The organism is Pantoea sp. SJZ147, from assembly GCF_007828605.1.
Classification (GTDB): domain Bacteria; phylum Pseudomonadota; class Gammaproteobacteria; order Enterobacterales; family Enterobacteriaceae; genus Pantoea; species Pantoea allii.
On record NZ_VIVB01000007.1, the window covers coordinates 1 to 16,454 of the forward strand.

The 16,454-nt window shown below is 51.7% G+C and carries 12 protein-coding genes and 1 rRNA gene; 8 read left to right on the top strand and 5 right to left on the bottom strand.

Annotated features, from left to right (window positions below; genetic code table 11):
* Nucleotides 1-270 precede the first annotated feature (270 nt).
* A 5S ribosomal RNA gene (rrf, locus tag FBY13_RS11370) occupies nucleotides 271-386 on the top strand.
* Nucleotides 387-975: 589 nt separating this feature from the next.
* On the opposite strand, the gene FBY13_RS11375 is transcribed toward rrf, so the two are convergent.
* Nucleotides 976-1,191, bottom strand: coding sequence for a DUF1471 domain-containing protein (locus FBY13_RS11375; protein WP_063877956.1), 216 nt, complete (start codon nucleotides 1,189-1,191; stop codon nucleotides 976-978).
* A gap of 687 nt (nucleotides 1,192-1,878) precedes the next feature.
* Between FBY13_RS11375 and FBY13_RS11380 the strand changes: the two genes are divergently transcribed.
* From FBY13_RS11380 to aceK, 6 genes are all read left to right on the top strand, one after another.
* Nucleotides 1,879-2,949, top strand: coding sequence for an ABC transporter substrate-binding protein (locus FBY13_RS11380; protein WP_145394194.1), 1,071 nt, complete (start codon nucleotides 1,879-1,881; stop codon nucleotides 2,947-2,949).
* Entirely contained in the window at nucleotides 2,918-3,655 is a 738-nt protein-coding gene (locus FBY13_RS11385) for a substrate-binding domain-containing protein (RefSeq protein WP_145394195.1), read from the top strand. The genes FBY13_RS11380 and FBY13_RS11385 overlap by 32 nt, the downstream gene beginning before the upstream one ends.
* Nucleotides 3,656-3,813: 158 nt before the next feature.
* Nucleotides 3,814-4,743 (top strand): homoserine O-succinyltransferase, encoded by a 930-nt coding sequence (gene metA, locus FBY13_RS11390; protein ID WP_063877959.1) that lies wholly within the window; start codon nucleotides 3,814-3,816, stop codon nucleotides 4,741-4,743.
* Nucleotides 4,744-5,005: 262 nt separating this feature from the next.
* Entirely contained in the window at nucleotides 5,006-6,604 is a 1,599-nt protein-coding gene (gene aceB, locus FBY13_RS11395) for a malate synthase A (protein WP_145394196.1), read from the top strand.
* 17 nt (nucleotides 6,605-6,621) lie between these two features.
* Entirely contained in the window at nucleotides 6,622-7,923 is a 1,302-nt protein-coding gene (gene aceA, locus FBY13_RS11400; protein WP_063877961.1) for an isocitrate lyase, read from the top strand.
* A 58-nt stretch (nucleotides 7,924-7,981) separates the two neighbouring features.
* Nucleotides 7,982-9,781, top strand: a complete 1,800-nt coding sequence (gene aceK / locus FBY13_RS11405) for a bifunctional isocitrate dehydrogenase kinase/phosphatase (protein WP_145394197.1) — start codon at nucleotides 7,982-7,984, stop codon at nucleotides 9,779-9,781.
* Here aceK and uxuR read toward each other — a convergent pair.
* The 3 genes from uxuR to FBY13_RS11420 all read right to left on the bottom strand — a co-directional run bounded on the left by uxuR (nucleotide 9,739) and on the right by FBY13_RS11420 (nucleotide 13,634).
* Nucleotides 9,739-10,509: a Uxu operon transcriptional regulator gene (gene uxuR / locus FBY13_RS11410; protein ID WP_145394198.1), complete on the bottom strand. Its 771-nt coding sequence runs from the start codon at nucleotides 10,507-10,509 to the stop codon at nucleotides 9,739-9,741. The two genes, aceK and uxuR, sit on opposite strands and share 43 nt — an antisense overlap.
* Nucleotides 10,510-10,718: 209 nt before the next feature.
* Entirely contained in the window at nucleotides 10,719-11,981 is a 1,263-nt protein-coding gene (gene uidC, locus FBY13_RS11415; RefSeq protein WP_145394199.1) for a glucuronide uptake porin UidC, read from the bottom strand.
* Nucleotides 11,982-12,104: 123 nt separating this feature from the next.
* Entirely contained in the window at nucleotides 12,105-13,634 is a 1,530-nt protein-coding gene (locus tag FBY13_RS11420) for an MFS transporter (protein WP_145394200.1), read from the bottom strand.
* A gap of 585 nt (nucleotides 13,635-14,219) precedes the next feature.
* On the opposite strand from FBY13_RS11420, the gene FBY13_RS11425 reads away from it, so the two are divergent.
* The gene (locus FBY13_RS11425; protein WP_145394201.1) at nucleotides 14,220-15,398 is read left to right on the top strand and encodes a serine hydrolase; all 1,179 of its coding nucleotides are present in this window, start codon (nucleotides 14,220-14,222) and stop codon (nucleotides 15,396-15,398) included.
* A 145-nt stretch (nucleotides 15,399-15,543) separates the two neighbouring features.
* Here the strand turns inward: FBY13_RS11425 and iclR are convergent, their stop codons facing one another.
* Nucleotides 15,544-16,374 carry a glyoxylate bypass operon transcriptional repressor IclR gene (iclR, locus tag FBY13_RS11430; RefSeq protein ID WP_063877967.1) on the bottom strand — a complete coding sequence of 277 codons (831 nt, stop codon included), beginning with the start codon at nucleotides 16,372-16,374 and terminating at the stop codon, nucleotides 15,544-15,546.
* Between the last annotated feature and the right edge of the window lie 80 nt (nucleotides 16,375-16,454).

Genomic DNA, 16,454 nt, shown 5'->3' on the forward strand with positions numbered 1-16,454 from the left:
GGGTGTGTAAGCGCAGCGATGCGTTGAGCTTACCGGTACTAATGACCCGTGAGGCTTAACCTTACAACGCCAGAGGCGTTTTGGTTGAGAGACGAATTGAATTTTCAGCATTGTTTACCGGAAAAATTTGCGGAAACGACAGATTTTGCGGCATGAGAAGGCGCAGAGTGATGACGTCAGCGGGAGCATACTGAAGTATGTGACCGGTGCGGCAGAGCGAATGCAACGCGTTCATGGCGTAAAAGAGTCGTTTCGGGCACAAAGAATTTGCCTGGCGGCTGTAGCGCGGTGGTCCCACCTGACCCCATGCCGAACTCAGAAGTGAAACGCCGTAGCGCCGATGGTAGTGTGGGGTCTCCCCATGCGAGAGTAGGGAACTGCCAGGCATCAAACAAGTGAAGAAGCCCTGAACGAAAGTTCAGGGCTTTTTTACGTCCGTAACCGGTGAAAAGCGGGGCGTCAGGCCGGCTGTCCTGCGCGGCCTGCGTCATTAAAACCGCCGGGCCGGGATAAAACGGCGCGTGAGAAAGCCGGATGGAATTCCGCACCTGGCGTCATGTACCTGCGGCCCTGACCGAAGACGGCGAACCGCCTGATCATCCGGATACAACAAACGCCGCGAATGCCTGCCCGCAACCGCCAAATTCCCTCTGTGTTTTAGACCAGCACAGCGCCGCCCTGCATTAACTCGCAACAGCACTAAAGGTCGTGAATGGTTGTCGACTAAACGGCAGGATGAGTAAAGGTCGCCAGCGCTATCCGGCTCAAGCCAGACAGGCTCCAGCTATATTTGCGTTTATTGGCAGATGGGGCTTTTGGAAAGACGCGCTTCAGAACCCTTTCCAATGTTGAAATCTGTGCGGCGGTATTACTGGCAGACTTAATGATAAAATACCTAAAAAAGGCCAGCTGCTTTATAAAACGGATATCCGTTATATAAAAACAGCCGGCCCTTTTGCTTTTTAAGCGCTGGCATTATTTGTATAATTCAGCCGTTACATGGGCGTAATTATTCGTGTCTGCACTGATAACTTTAAAATGGTCACCTTGTTGTTTAGCCTGTCGGGCGATTTTAGAAACCGCGCCATCCAGCGTTAATGAGGTGGCAGAGACAGTTTGTGCGAAACAACCAAAAGACATCAGTGAAAAGGCTACAGCAGCCGCAGCTGACGTTACTTTATTGATTTTCATAACATTACCCCTTGATTCCGGTTGATGAAGGAGTCTGTATGGCTCCGTTAAAATCAAGTTAGCAAAATGTATGCAGTCTAAAATTAACGCCGTGTGCTCTAATTAATATCAAGCTGATAGCATTATTGTCAGAGTGTAAAAGAGAATATCAGTGAGTTAAATGTGTAGGGATTTAATACTGAAATTATAGAATTACACAGATGAGGTGTAATTTCCGCCCGACTTTTTTAGTTAATAGGCGAATAATAAGTAATAGCCCTCCGACGCCAGGCAGATAAAGGCGTTGGCTAAAAACCTCAAAACTCTCCTGCCAGTTTTATGCAACTCACACAACGATTCTGTCTGGCCTTCAATCGTACCGGGTCAAACTGTTATCTGAATTGGGTACGAGAATGCCGTTCATCATGATCCTTCCAAGGGCATAAGTATGTCTCAATGTTCGCCGCCAGTATGATCCAGGCAAAAGGCTCAGCCTGGCCCGTAAAATCACTTAGGCTGAACAGGCTTGCTCCTCTCCTTCTCTGGCCTCAATCCTCAATCCGCCAATTCCCGATGAGCTTAATGGCCGCAGGCGAGCCGTTCGCTACTGTTCCATTGCGACACGTGCCAGGCGTTGAGCATCAACAGGCTACCTTGCCGCAGATAAGCGCTATATAATCCATTGCATTACGCTTTGGAGACGCTTCATTGAAAACAATACTGACTCGCCTGGTCCTTGCTGGCCTGCTGACGTTGACCGCCTCAAACAGCTACGCCAGTCGTGTTGTGACCGATCAAATTGGCCGCACCGTCACGATTCCAGATCAGGTTAATCGCGTGGTCGTGCTTCAGCATCAAACGCTCAATCTCCTCGTGCAGTTAAATGCGACAGATAAAATCGTGGGAATTCTCGCTAACTGGAAACAGCAGCTCGGGGACGATTACGCAACCCTGGTACCTGAACTGACGCATAAAGCACTGCTAGGTGATTTGACCCACGTAGATTTGGAAAAACTGGTCGCGCTGCATCCACAGGTGGTATTTGTTACCAACTATGCGCCGAAAGAGATGATTGACCAAATCACTGCACTGGGCATTCCGGTGTTGGCAATCTCGTTGCGTCACGATGATGCCGGGCAGCAGGGTGAGATTAACCCCAATATGCAAAACGAAGATCAGGCGTACGATCTGGGTATCAAAGAAGGCATTACGCTGATTGGTGAGGTGGTGAACAGGCAGCAACAGGCCAGAGCATTACTTTCAGCGGCATTTGCCGGTCGAAAGATAGTGACTGACCGTCTCAAAAACAAACCTGAACAGCAGCGTGTCCGCGCTTATATGGCCAATCCCGATCTCACTACCTATGGCGCAGGGAAATATACCGGCCTGATGATGGCTCATGCAGGTGCTCTCAACGTTGCAGCCTCGACCATTCAGGGCTTCAGGCAGGTCAGTATGGAACAGGTGGTAGTATGGAACCCGCAGGTGATTTTCGTTCAGCATCGTTATCCACAGGTGGTACAGGAGATTCAGCAAAATCCGCTTTGGCGAACCCTTGATGCAGTGAAACATCATCAGGTATGGCTAATGCCTGAGTATGCCAAGGCATGGGGTTATCCGATGCCGGAAGCGATAGGTTTAGGCGAACTGTGGATGGCGAAGAAGCTCTATCCTGATAAATTTCGCGACATTGATATGCAGCAGCAGGCTGACCGCTGGTATCACCGTTTTTACCGGACCTCGTACCATGAAAACGTTACACGTTCTGGCAGCAGGTAGCCTGCGTGATGTGTGGAAGGCGCTAATCGCAACCTTTAACATCCAGTCCGGCTTAATGGCAGACACGCAGTATGGCCCTGCCGGTTTACTGCGCCAGCGTATTGAGCAGGGTGACGTGTGCGACCTGTTTGTTTCGGCCAACCTGCAGCATCCTGCCAGGTTGCTGTTGCAAGGCCTTGCACAAGATACCGGTCATTTTACAAATAATACGCTCTGCCTGACGGTGAAACGTGATTGTGTCCGAGCCGGGGACGACTGGCTGTCGCTGCTGCGGCGTAATGATTTACGGCTGGCGATCTCAACCCCACATTGTGATCCCTCCGGTGATTATGCCTGGCAGCTGTTCGACAATATTGAACAGCGCCATCCCGGTTGTGGCGATTTTCTCAAGCGCAGAGCAATCGCGATGGTGGGGGGCCCGGATAGCTTGCCGATTCCAGATGGCGAACTGGCGGCAAAGTGGTTAGTCGATACAGGACGTGCTGACCTTTTTATCGGCTACGCCAGCTATGCGCCTCGCCTGAACCCTCATTCACAATGCCTTGTCCTGACTATCCCTCCCGATTACAACGTGCAGGCGAAGTATGGCTGGGCCACGCTGTCAGCTGCCGCCAGGCCGCTTGCCGCCTTCCTGCGCTCCGACGAGGCGCAACGTATTTTGCGGCAGCACGGTTTTCTGCCCCTCGGTTTTAAAATGCCTCTTTAATTTCTGTTCGCCTCAAACCTGTGCTGAAGGGAAGGCCTCCCCGCGCCTTGAAACTTTTTCACCTGTCGATATGCAGGCTCGACATTTAGCGTTTAACTGGTTATCTTTGGCTGTCTGGATGTCTAAACGTATATATGGTTATGAGAGGTGATTAAGCCATGCCAATCAGGGTCCCCGATGAATTACCGGCAGTAAATTTTTTACGTAACGAAAACGTCTTCGTGATGACGTCGTCACGTGCCAGTGTTCAGGAGATCCGTCCGCTTAAAGTGCTGGTTCTTAATCTGATGCCGAAAAAAATTGAGACTGAAAATCAGTTTCTGCGGTTGCTCTCAAACTCTCCGTTACAGATTGATATTCAACTGCTGCGCATCGACAGCCGGGAATCGCGCAATACACCCAGCGATCATCTCAACAATTTCTACTGTAACTTTAACGATATTCAGCACGATAACTACGACGGCTTAATCGTTACAGGTGCGCCGCTCGGGCTGGTCGAATTTAACGATGTGGCGTACTGGCCGCAGATAAAACAGGTTCTGGAATGGGCTAAAAACCATGTCACCTCAACCCTGTTTGTCTGTTGGGCGGTGCAGGCGGCATTAAACATTTTATACGGCATTCCTAAACAAACCCGGCAGACTAAACTGGCAGGCGTCTTTGAACATCAGATACTGCATCCCCACTCGTTATTGACCCGGGGTTTTGATGATAATTTTCTGGCGCCTCATTCCCGTTATGCCGATTTCCCTACCCAGTTAATCACGGATTACACTGACCTCGAATTATTTGCTGAATCGGAACAAACCGGTGCCTACCTTATGGCGAGCAAAGACAAAAGGCTGGCGTTTGTGACCGGGCACCCGGAGTACGATGCACTGACGCTGGCGGGAGAGTTTCAACGCGACTATGAAGCCGGGCTAAATCCTGAAGTACCCTATAACTATTTCCCACAGGATAATCCCCAGCTTACACCGCGCGCCACCTGGCGTAGCCATGGAAACCTGCTGTTTTCAAACTGGCTGAATTATTACGTCTACCAGATTACGCCGTTTGATCTGCGCCATATGAATCCCACGCTGGAATAATTCTTTTTTAGCTACAACTGAACCGTGTTAGCCGCTGGCAGCACGGTTTTTTTTCGTCTGTAAAACGTGAGTGAAAAGTATTACCTGTTAAAAAATAAAATAAATCATTTATTAATCATGGTGATAAGTTGTTTTTTTATTAAAAATGGAAATAGTTTTTGATTTTAAAATTAAAATGAATATGCTCTGATCCTGTAGCTCAATAATTACCCTATATGCGGATCACCCGTTTTGATCCGCCTGAAAACAGGAGAGAGCAAACATGACAGACTCCGTTATCAACAGTGAATTACTGTTCAGCAAGCCCTTTAATGACGCTGAAAAACAGCTGCTTACCGCAGATGCCATCGCTTTCTTGCAGGCGCTGGTGACGCGTTTTGCGCCACAGCGTGAGGCACTGTTAACCGCACGTCAGGTAAGGCAGAAGCAGTATGATTCCGGCCAGCTACCTGGTTTCGATATGGAAACTGTTTCCATAAGAGATCGTGAATGGACTATTCGCGGCATCCCAACCGATTTACAGGATCGTCGAGTGGAGATCACCGGCCCGCCCGATCGCAAAATGGTGATTAACGCCCTGAATGCCAACGTAAACGTGTTTATGGCAGATTTTGAGGACTCTCTGGCACCCACTTGGGAAAAACTGATTGATGGGCAGCAAACCCTACGCGAAGCCGTTGCCGGCACGCTGCGTTATACCAGCGATAACGGCAAAATCTATCAGCTACGAGCCGATCCTGCGGTATTGATGTGTCGGGTTCGTGGCCTGCATCTGTCTGAAAAACATGTTAGCTGGCAGGGCAATGCGATTCCCGGCGGTCTGTTTGACTTCGCACTCTACTTTTTTCATAACGTCGAAGCCTTACTGGCAAAAGGCAGTGGCCCCTATTTTTACCTGCCAAAAACCGAGAGCTGGCAGGAGGTGGCATGGTGGCGGGACATTTTCAGCTTTGCCGAGGATCGTTTTGATCTGGCGTGCGGTACCATCAAAGCCACCGTGTTGATCGAAACGCTACCGGCTGTTTTCCAGATGGATGAGATCCTGTGGAATCTGCGGGATCATATCGTGGGACTGAACTGCGGCCGCTGGGATTATATTTTCAGCTATATCAAAACGCTGCGCGAACATGCGGATCGGGTTCTGCCCGATCGCCAGTCTGTAACCATGGCTCAGCCATTTCTGGATGCTTACTCACGATTACTGATTCGAACCTGTCATCGACGTGGCGCTTTCGCCATGGGCGGCATGTCAGCGCTCATTCCCAGCAAAGACAGCGCGCGAAATGAATGGGTACTGCAGCGCGTTACAGAAGATAAACAGCGTGAAGCCAACAACGGACATGACGGCACCTGGATTGCGCATCCCGGCCTGGCAGACACGGCGATGTCAGTCTTCAACCATGTACTGGGTGAACGCCCCAATCAGCTCAACATTCTGCGGCAGGATGACCGCCCGATAACGGCTGAACAGCTTCTGGCACCCTGTGAAGGCGATCGAACGGAAGCGGGCATGCGCGCCAATATTCGGGTGGCGTTACAGTATCTGGAAGCCTGGATTAGCGGCAATGGTTGTGTCCCCATTGATGGCCTGATGGAAGATGCCGCAACCGCAGAAATTGCCCGTACCTCTATCTGGCAATGGATACGCCATCATAAATCCCTGCAGGATGGACAGCCGGTGACGGCAGAACTGTTTCAGCAGCTACTGAATGATGAGTTGCAAACGTTACAGATGCATCTGGGTGATAAGTCTTTCAGTTCAGGTCGTTATGAGGAAGCGGCGCGCTTGATGGCGCAGATCACAACCCAGGACGAACTGGTTTCTTTTCTTACTCTGCCAGGCTACCGCCTGCTTCCCTGACTCAAGGAGCCGTTGCCATGACACGTACTCAACACATCCAGCAACTCGAAAAATACTGGCAGGACACGCGCTGGCAGGGCATTACCCGCCCCTACAGCGCAGAAGAAGTCGTTAATCTACGCGGTTCGGTACTGCCAGCCTGCACTCTGGCAGAGCGCGGGGCGGTGAAACTCTGGTCGCTGCTCAACGGTGATGCCAGAAAAGGCTATATCAACAGCCTGGGGGCACTCACAGGCGGTCAGGCGTTGCAACAGGCAAAAGCCGGTATAGAAGCGATATACCTCTCTGGCTGGCAGGTCGCTGCCGATGCCAACGTGGCAGGGCAGATGTATCCCGATCAGTCGCTCTATCCGGTCAACTCTGTGCCTGAGGTGGTCACCCGCATTAACCAGACGTTCCAGCGCGCCGACCAGATTCAGTGGGCCAACGGTATCGAACCGGGGGACAGCCGCTTTGTCGACTATTTCCTGCCCATCGTGGCCGATGCAGAAGCCGGTTTTGGTGGCGTGCTGAATGCGTTTGAGTTGATGAAGTCAATGATCAGCGCAGGCGCGGCGGCCGTGCACTTTGAGGACCAACTGGCGGCCGTGAAGAAATGCGGCCATATGGGCGGAAAGGTGTTGGTGCCAACCCAGGAAGCCGTGCAGAAACTGGTGGCGGCGCGCCTGGCCGCCGATGTGATGGGCGTGCCCACTATTCTGCTGGCGCGCACCGATGCGGATGCCGCCGATCTGATTACCTCTGACTGTGATGAATACGATCGGCCGTTTATCCGCGGCGACCGCACGGCGGAAGGCTTTTTCCGTACCAACGCCGGTATTGAGCAGGCCATCAGCCGGGGGCTGGCTTATGCCCCTTATGCCGATGTCTTGTGGTGCGAAACCGCCACGCCAGATTTGGCAATGGCCCAGCGTTTTGCCGATGCCATCCACGCCCGCTATCCAGGCAAGCTACTGGCTTACAACTGTTCGCCCTCGTTTAACTGGAAAAAGAATCTCGATGATAAAACCATCGCAGCCTTTCAGCAGGCGCTCAGTGACATGGGTTATCGCTTCCAGTTCATTACGCTGGCCGGTATTCACAGCATGTGGTTCAACATGTTCGACCTTGCGCACGCCTACGCCCAGGGCGAAGGCATGCGTCACTATGTGGAAAAAGTACAGCAGCCGGAGTTTGCTGCCCGCGAACGGGGTTACAGCTTCTCCTCGCATCAGCAAGAGGTTGGTACCGGCTATTTCGATCGGGTGACCACTACGATTCAGGGCGGTAAGTCATCAGTGACGGCCCTGACTGGCTCCACCGAGGAGCACCAGTTTTGAGTTGAGTCTGTGTCTTTCCCGCCCGGTATTAACGGGCGGGCTTTTTCAGGAGGGAATCATGCCGCCACGCGAATCACTGATTGCGCATACCATTCTGCAGGGGTTCGACGCGCAGTATGGCCGTTTTCTCGACATTACTGCGGGCGCACAACAGCGTTTTGAACAGGCCGAATGGCAAGCGGTACAGCAGGCGATGAAGGCGCGTATTCATCTTTATGATCATCACGTAGCTCTGGTCGCCGATCAGCTACGGGCACTGAACGGGGCGGCACACTGGGACGATGCATTTTGGCTGGCGATCAAAAGCCATTATGAAACCTTGTTACCCGACTATCCGCGCTATGAAATTGCCGAGAGCTTCTTTAATTCGGTTTACTGCCGGTTGCATGGACATCACGCGCTGCAGCCGGAACGTCTGTTCATTTTCAGCTCACAGCCGGCCTCGGCACCCACGCACTCTGCGCGCCCGCTGGCGCGAACCTATCTGCCACATCAGGGCTGGCAAGTGCTGCTCGATCAGGTACTGCGCGACGTGCCGTTAACGTTGCCATGGCAGGATCGGGAGCGCGATGAAGCGTGGATTTTACGGCATTTGCATGAGCAATTTTCCGCATCTCAGTTGGATAACGGCTGGCTGGACGTTTGCAGTGAACTGTTTTTTCGTAATAAAACGGCCTGGCTTGTTGCCCGGCTGCATCTGTCTGACGGTATTTTCCCCTGTCTGTTGCCGATTCAACGTAGCGATAAGGGCGAGCTGTGGATTGATACTTGCCTGACGGACGTGAACGATGCCAGCATCGTGTTTGGCTTTGCCCGCGCCTATTTTATGGTTTACGCCCCGCTACCTGCGGCGCTGGTGGCCTGGCTCAAGCCCATATTGCCAGGGAAAACGCTGGCAGAACGTTACATGGCCATCGGTTGCCAGAAACATGGCAAGACGGAAAGCTACCGGGAATATCTGCAGGCGCTGGCGCAATCCGATGCCGCGTTTGAGATTGCACCGGGCATACGTGGCATGGTGATGCTGGTCTTCACGTTACCGGGCTTTGACCGGGTATTTAAAGTCATCAAAGATCGGTTCGCCCCGCAAAAAGAGGTCACCGAAATGCAGGTGAGGGCCTGCTATCAACAGGTCAAAGAGCATGACCGTGTGGGACGCATGGCCGATACACAGGCTTTCGAACAGTTTGCGCTGCCGCTCGCGCGCATTGCGCCGGCGCTGCTGCTGGAGTTCCAACAGACGATTTCCGGGAAACTACGCATCGAAGGCGATCGCCTGATCATCAGTCATCTCTGGCTGGAGCGCCGTATGCAGCCGCTTAATCTCTATCTGGCGCAGGCCAGTGAAAGCCAGCGCCAGCATGCCATTGAAGAGTACGGCAATGCGATCAAGCAGCTGGCTGCCGCCAACATTTTCCCCGGCGATATGCTGTTTAAAAACTTTGGTATCACCCGACATGGGCGCGTCGTGTTTTATGATTATGATGAAATTCGGCCTATGCACGAACTCACTTTTCGCGATGTGCCACAGGCGCGTTATGAAGAAGATGAACTCTGTGCAGAACCCTGGTACAGCGTGGGGCCGGATGACGTTTTCCCTGAAACCTTCCGTTATGCATTATGCAGCGAGCCAGCGACAGGTGCGCTGCTACAAAAGCGACATCCGGAAATTTTTGAGGCGGGCTGGTGGCGGGCGCAACAGCAGCGTATCGCCCAGGGACATATTGAGGATGTGATGGCCTGGCAACATGCTCAGCGTTTCAGCATCCGTTACGGCAGCGCGTTGCCGCCCGGTGCGCCTGCCGTGACAGGCGTTCAGGCGTCAGTATTTGCCAGCGGCCATGAGTCAAACAGATAACCATCAAAGTCGAGGTCATCCACATTGGAAAACTCCAGCAGGCGCTGTTTAACATTTTCCAGATGTTGCCACATTGCCCGCTTGGCAGCGCGAGCATCTTTTTTGATGAGTGCAGCAAGAATTTGCCGGTGATCCCCTAACCATGCTTTGCGATAAAGCGTATCACCAAGATGGCTATGCAATTGAATCCACATGGGATTATTTTCACGCCACTGCCATGACTGACGAAACAGTTCGACCAGCATGCTGTTATGCGTCGCTTCGGCGATGGCAAGATGGAAATGCATGTCACCGCTCTCTGAGTTTTCCAGCGAGCAGGAGACCAGTTCGCGCTCCTCTAACAGCAGGGCCTGGCGCATCTTGATGATATCCTGGCGGGTGGCCTGAAGTGCAGCAAACTCGGCGATATTACTTTCCAGCAGCTGCCGTGCCTGGAGCTGCTCAAACGGGCCCGCATCATTGCAAAAGCCAGTGTTCACATTGTTCATGTGCAGCGGCGTTTGAGACTCAACGACATAAATACCCGCACCGCGTCTGACTTCAATCAACCCCTCTATTTCCAGCATAATTAAAGCTTCGCGCACCACGGTCCGGCTGACGTCAAGCCTCTCAGCCATTTCGCGCTCTGGCGGCAAACGCTGACCACAGCGGTAAGGGGTTTCCAGAACAAGCTGCCGAATTTTTGCAGCCACCTGCTGATAGGGCCTCTGTTGAGAGGCAGATTTCATGATGATGCTCCTGTCGGACACGCGCTACCGGCAAAAACTATACCACCTAAATCCTGCGGCAACAGGGTTCTACGCACGACAGGATAAACAGGTCAACCAGATGGGTAGGGGATTTATTCTTTGCGTAACAAGTATTTAAATAATCATTAAAAAGCGGCGCTAACAAGTGCCGCTTTTGAAACATCTTTGTGACGTGCAAGGGGAAACGGTCACTTAAGCATAAAGTCGTATTGTATGCCGGCTTTCACATCCCAGTAATAGAGAGTGTCACCCAGTGCGCTGCCAGGCCGTTTCTCTCTGGCGCGGTCAGCCGCCACATACATGTTGAGTCCTTTGAACGATCCCTCTGTGACGTTGTACATCACGCCGCCCATCAGCCCCAGCCCTTTGATCCTGGTATTGCGCTGCTTGTCTTCATAACCTCGGGTGATCACCGGCCCCAGCATCACACCGAGGTTCTGGTTAAAGAAATATTGCCCGCCAAGCTGAACCGACAGCATGTTTTCTTTATTGCGATCGATACTCAGTGAATCGGGATAACCGATGTCGGTATAAATAATGCGACCATCAATGTCATGTGTCAGTTTACCGATAGCGCCAAACAGGCGCGCATTGTCAAACGAGTAGGTTAAACGACCTGAAACCAGCGCGGTGTCATGATGGTAGCTGAGGGGTTTACTCATTCCCTCAACCTGACCGTAAAACCCCATCAACTCCCATTTCAGCGAGCGATTATCATCAAAGGTGTGGGTTTTTTCGAAAATGCTTTGGATCTGCGTTGAAACATCTGGCTGGTAAGAGGCACCAACCGAATAGCGTGAAGAGGCATCGTGCCAGGAACCGGCCAGATAGGTGCGTGCCCGACGGGGATAATAGTTGCCCGTTGCGGTGTCAATCACCCCTTCATCACGTATACCGGTAGCCGAATCAACATAGTAAAAGGCGCGCTTACGCCACATTGACCACAACGTCAGGTTTTCTGTTGCCTCAAAGCGGGCCAGCACACCTTCAGAAAGGGTCTGTATCGTGCGCGACGAATTATCGGCAATCAATGGGATGCGGTACGGCAAACTACCGTAACCATAGTCAGTCCCAAATCGGCCCAGGGTTAAGTAAAGATTATCAGCCGGTTTAAGTTTGAGTGCGCCGATAGCCACACCAAAACTGTCGTGCCCGTCCAGATAGTAGCGCGTGCTCCAGCTGTCTTTGGCGCCCAGCTTGTAAACATAGTACGCACCTGCGCTAACGCCGATAAAGTCAGCGTAGTAGCGGGTATTCACGTCAATAAGTCCGCCTTGCACCCAGGCGTAAATATCTCGCCCCGTGCCAGCACTGGGCTTATCTGCCCGTCTGAAATCATTTTTTAAACGAATTCTTAAACTGTCTTCATTGTCATTAATGGCGGCGGCGTACGGCAGCGCGGGGCAAAGCAGCAACGCGATAGCCATGTAGCGAAAAAAGTGTGTTTTCATAAAGGAACCCATAGCGTATTTATTATTTTTTTCATGACATTCAGGCGAAAGCAGAGTGGGCTGCTATCCGGCTGGATAAGCCATGCGTAACGGGCAACCCACTGCAAAACAGGCCTGGTTGAATTAAGGACGCGCGTTATTCTCCTGCTGCCACACCTGCTCATAGTCATAGCCGGTCAGGGCCTTCACCACGACTTTCGTCTCGGGTGTACAGTCGGCTTTATTCCCGCCCGCCTTCAGACGATCAATTTCTTTCACCAGAACCCGATGTGTTTCGCGGGTGAGCTTAAATTTGAAGGTCATATATAAGCTGATGAGTAATAAACCGCCGGTGCCAAAGACCAGCAGGCCGGTAATCGCATTCAGAGCACTTTCAGGCTGGATTAGCTGGCCTTTAACGAAATTACTGTGTTCCAGTACGGTACCGACCGCCATAATGGCGATGGCGACGGTACTTTTACGCATCAGCGTCATGACACCGGCAAAAACACCTTCACGCCGCTGACGCGTGACCATTTCATCCACATCAGGAATAAAGCTGTAAATATTCCAGGGGATAAAATAAAGTCCCGCGCGACCAAAGCCCAACAGGACAAAGACCAGTGTGGTCAGCCACCATGAAGAAACCGCGCTATGGCCGATATACATCAAAATGAGATAGCCCAGTACAACAAAAACACACAGATAAGAAATACGCATGGCAAGCGCGGGCCGGATATTCAGCTTGTCCAGCATAAACATAAAAAGCAGCGTTGCGGGAATGGAAACGGAGGTGGCAATCGAAAGGTAGGCGGATGCGTTTGCCGCATCCAGGTTCAGACCATAAACCACGAAATAAACAAAAACCGCAATGAAAATATCCAGTGCCGTGAATGATGAAATATAGATAATCAGGTGCTGTCTGAATATTTTTATCTTGAACGTCGTGGCCAGCTCGATGAACATATTTTTCAGGTGGGCTAAAAGCCCCATACCCGGCCCAGAGTTGAGCCGCTCAAACGCTTCGGGATTCATATCTTTTGATTCCCAGGTACAGTACCAGGTGATCAGCACCACAATAAAAAACAGACCTGAAAACAGGATGCCGGTATAGGTAAAGGTCAGCGCTGAATCCTGGCCCAAATACTGGATCATAATGCCCGGTACTGAGGCGGTGAGAAACACACCCACCTGCGAAAACGTCAGACGGACTGCCGCCATCCGGGTTCGCTCACCAAAATCATTGGTCATCTCTGCCGCCAGGGTTTCCCAGGGCACCAGCACCATAGCCACCAGTAACTCGACGGCGAGATAGGTGCCAAGATAGTACCAGTAGCCCATATCACTGACCCAGACCAGCGCATAGATAAACATCATCGGGGCGCTGATCAGCAGAAAGAAGCGGCGTCGACCAAAACGTTTACCCAATCGGGTGCTGCCAAATTTATCGGTGATATAGCCCATTATTGGGCTGAGAATGGCGTCAATGATGCGGGCAATAGCAAAAATCGAGCTCGCCTCCAGCATGGAAAGTCCACAAAACGTCGTATAGAAAAACAGTAGCCATGTACCGATTAGCGCCATGGAACCGCCGCCAAAAATATCGGTAATGCCATAGCCTATTGCGGTGCCCGTCCCCACCTTCCTGCGTGGCGGTATTGTTGTTGTCATCATGGTTTTCCCTTGATTAACTCAGTGTGACAGTCATAAAACATCTTCCGGTGGTTATGCGTTCGTGAAGATGAAGAAATATTTTCTGTTTGATTTTTAATTAGATAAATAGTTATGTTTAATCGGAGTTTTGTTTAAATGATGATCCTCCTTTGTTGTTTTTATTATTTTCTGATCTGGCTGTTTTAAATAAGTAAAGCAAGCTGTGTATTAATGTTTGGTTTATTTTGGTTGACCAGTATTAAGCGCGGTAGAGATAAGAAGTCAGTTTGTTTTTATTGTTTTTCAGTCTGTTTTTATAAAAGTGGTGCGAGGGAATAGTAATCACTCTGCTCTTTTAAAAAAAAGAGGTTGATCACAAATCCCCTGGATGTCCATCAGTTAGACTTAAATTCAATTTTTGGTTGACCAATTAAATAAGTGAGGTGTTTTTTGCGACAGGCGGATGTTATTTGGTGTGTTTATTATTTGGAGTGATTGTTAAGTAGGATGGTTAATAAAATATATATAAAGTGAATTTAATGCGTAATGCAAAGAATGCATAACGATAATGCCTTTCATTTTTCCAATTTATTCAAGGAATCGATAATGCTTTATTTTACATCAGGACTGGTTAAATCCTCTGCGAAGCTTGAAGCCGCAATAGATGCGGCTATTGATTATGCAATAGATATACAGCGCGTTGTTGGGTGCACGGTGATGGTGGCAAAAGCGGGTGAATTAATTTATCAGCGGGCGGCAGGGCTGGCTGACCGAGAGCAAAAGAAAAGCATGACGCCGGACGCTATTTTCCGCCTTGCCTCGCTGACTAAGCCCATAGTGAGCCTGACGGCAATGCACCTGATTGAACAAGGCGACATGCGTCTTGATGACGATATTACCCGCTGGCTTCCCGATTTTCGTCCCTGTCTGGAAGACGGTCAGCCTGCGACCATCCTGGTGCGGCACCTTCTGAGCCACACCTCCGGTTTACGCTACCGCTATTCCGCTCCGGCGGATTCTCTTTACCACACGCTGAATGTGTCTGACGGGATCGATTACCAACCGGGATTGACCCTCGAGGAGAATCTGCAGCGCCTTGCAGGCACCCGGTTACAGTTCAGGCCCGGAACCGGCTGGCGTTATTCTCTGGGCATTGATGTCCTTGGCGAAATCATGGTGCGGGCGACGGGGAAAAGCTTACCGGAGCTGGTGAGTCATCACGTAACAACCCTACTCGGGATGAAAGATACGCTGTTTACCGTCAGGGACAGGGAGCGTTTAACCACGGTGTATACCGACGACAGTCCGGCGCCCACGGCGATGAGTGATAACCAGCGGATACCTTTCGGTGAAGGTGCCGCTATTTTCTGCCCTGATCGTATTCTTAAACCCGACGCCTGGCCCTGCGGTGGGGGTGGCATGGCAGGGACGGCACCAGACTTTATGCAATTGCTGGAAACCCTCCGGCGGCAGGGATCGCCACTCATCTCACAAGACAGTTTTGACTATATGACGCAGGAACAGGTGGCGGCGAAATATGCGACCCAGGGGCCAGGATGGGGATTTGGCGTGGGATGGGCATTGCTGGTGGACCCTGATGCGGCCAGATCGCCTCAGTCAGCAGGGACGCTCTCGTGGAGTGGTGCTTACGGCCATACCTGGTTCGTCGATCGCAAAAACGAATTGTGCGTGGTCGCCATGACGAACACGACACCGGAAGGGGTCAATGGTCAGTTCCCCATCATGCTGCGCGATGCCGTGTATAAAGGGTTACAGGCGCGGTGACGGGAAGGCGCTGACGGCTGGCGCCTCTTTTTGAGGCGCTGGCCAGCCCGTAGGTTGGCTGTGGTACAGGCTGTTGCTGATAAAGACCGTGGTTTATAACGTATGAGGGCGGCTGCGCCAGTGCTATCGGGCGGTCAGCCGTGACTTAGCGACCACTGTAGGCCAGGGTCACCTGACGCGCTTCACGGATGACCAGCGCACCCAGTTCGGTAATGCGATCGTCAGTCATGCGGGCGATAGGGCCTGAAATCGAAAGTGCAGCGAAAGGTTCGCCATGTTCGTCATAAAGAGGGGCAGCCACACAACGCAAACCGAGCGCATGTTCTTCATCATCGAAAGAAAACCCCCGCGTGCGAATCTGGGCCAGGTTCGTTTTCAGACTTTGTGGCGACATCAGTGTCTTTGGCGTGTAGTAATGTAAGCCTTTCTGATGCAGCAGTGCGGTGACCTGTTCGTCGCTGAGGTGGGCCAGAAAGGCTTTACCGGCTCCGGATGCATGCATTGGCAGTTTACCGCCGATCGGCGCGGACATGCGCATCAGTTGCGTGCACTGCACCTGATCGATAATAACGGCCTGAAAATCGCTAAGATCCAGCACCGCCAGGTTGACTGTTTCACCGGAATGTTCCATCAGCGTGCGTAGCACCGGGTGGACCAACGCCAGCAGATTCCGGCTCTGCAAAAAACTGCTGCCGATGACAAATGCCTGTGCGCCAATGGTCCAGTAGCCCAAATCGCCTTCCTGCCGCACGAAACCCTGCTGTTGCATCGTGGTCAGCAAGCGGTGGGTGGTGGAATTAGGCAGGCCCGCCTGCTGTGCCAGTTCGGTCAGGGCTACGCTGCCATGTGAATTGGCGATTAACGCCAACAGCGTTAATCCCCGGGTCAGTGACTGAACCTGACCGCCCACGGGCGCTGAAGGGGCAGGGGTGCCACGGGGTTTTTTACCGCGTTTTGCGGGGACAGGCGTTGCCATATTGTCTCTCCTTTTCACATAGTGGAAACCATTTTCGTTTTAATCTCATCAATTGCAAACGCTGACGCGCTGGTCAGACC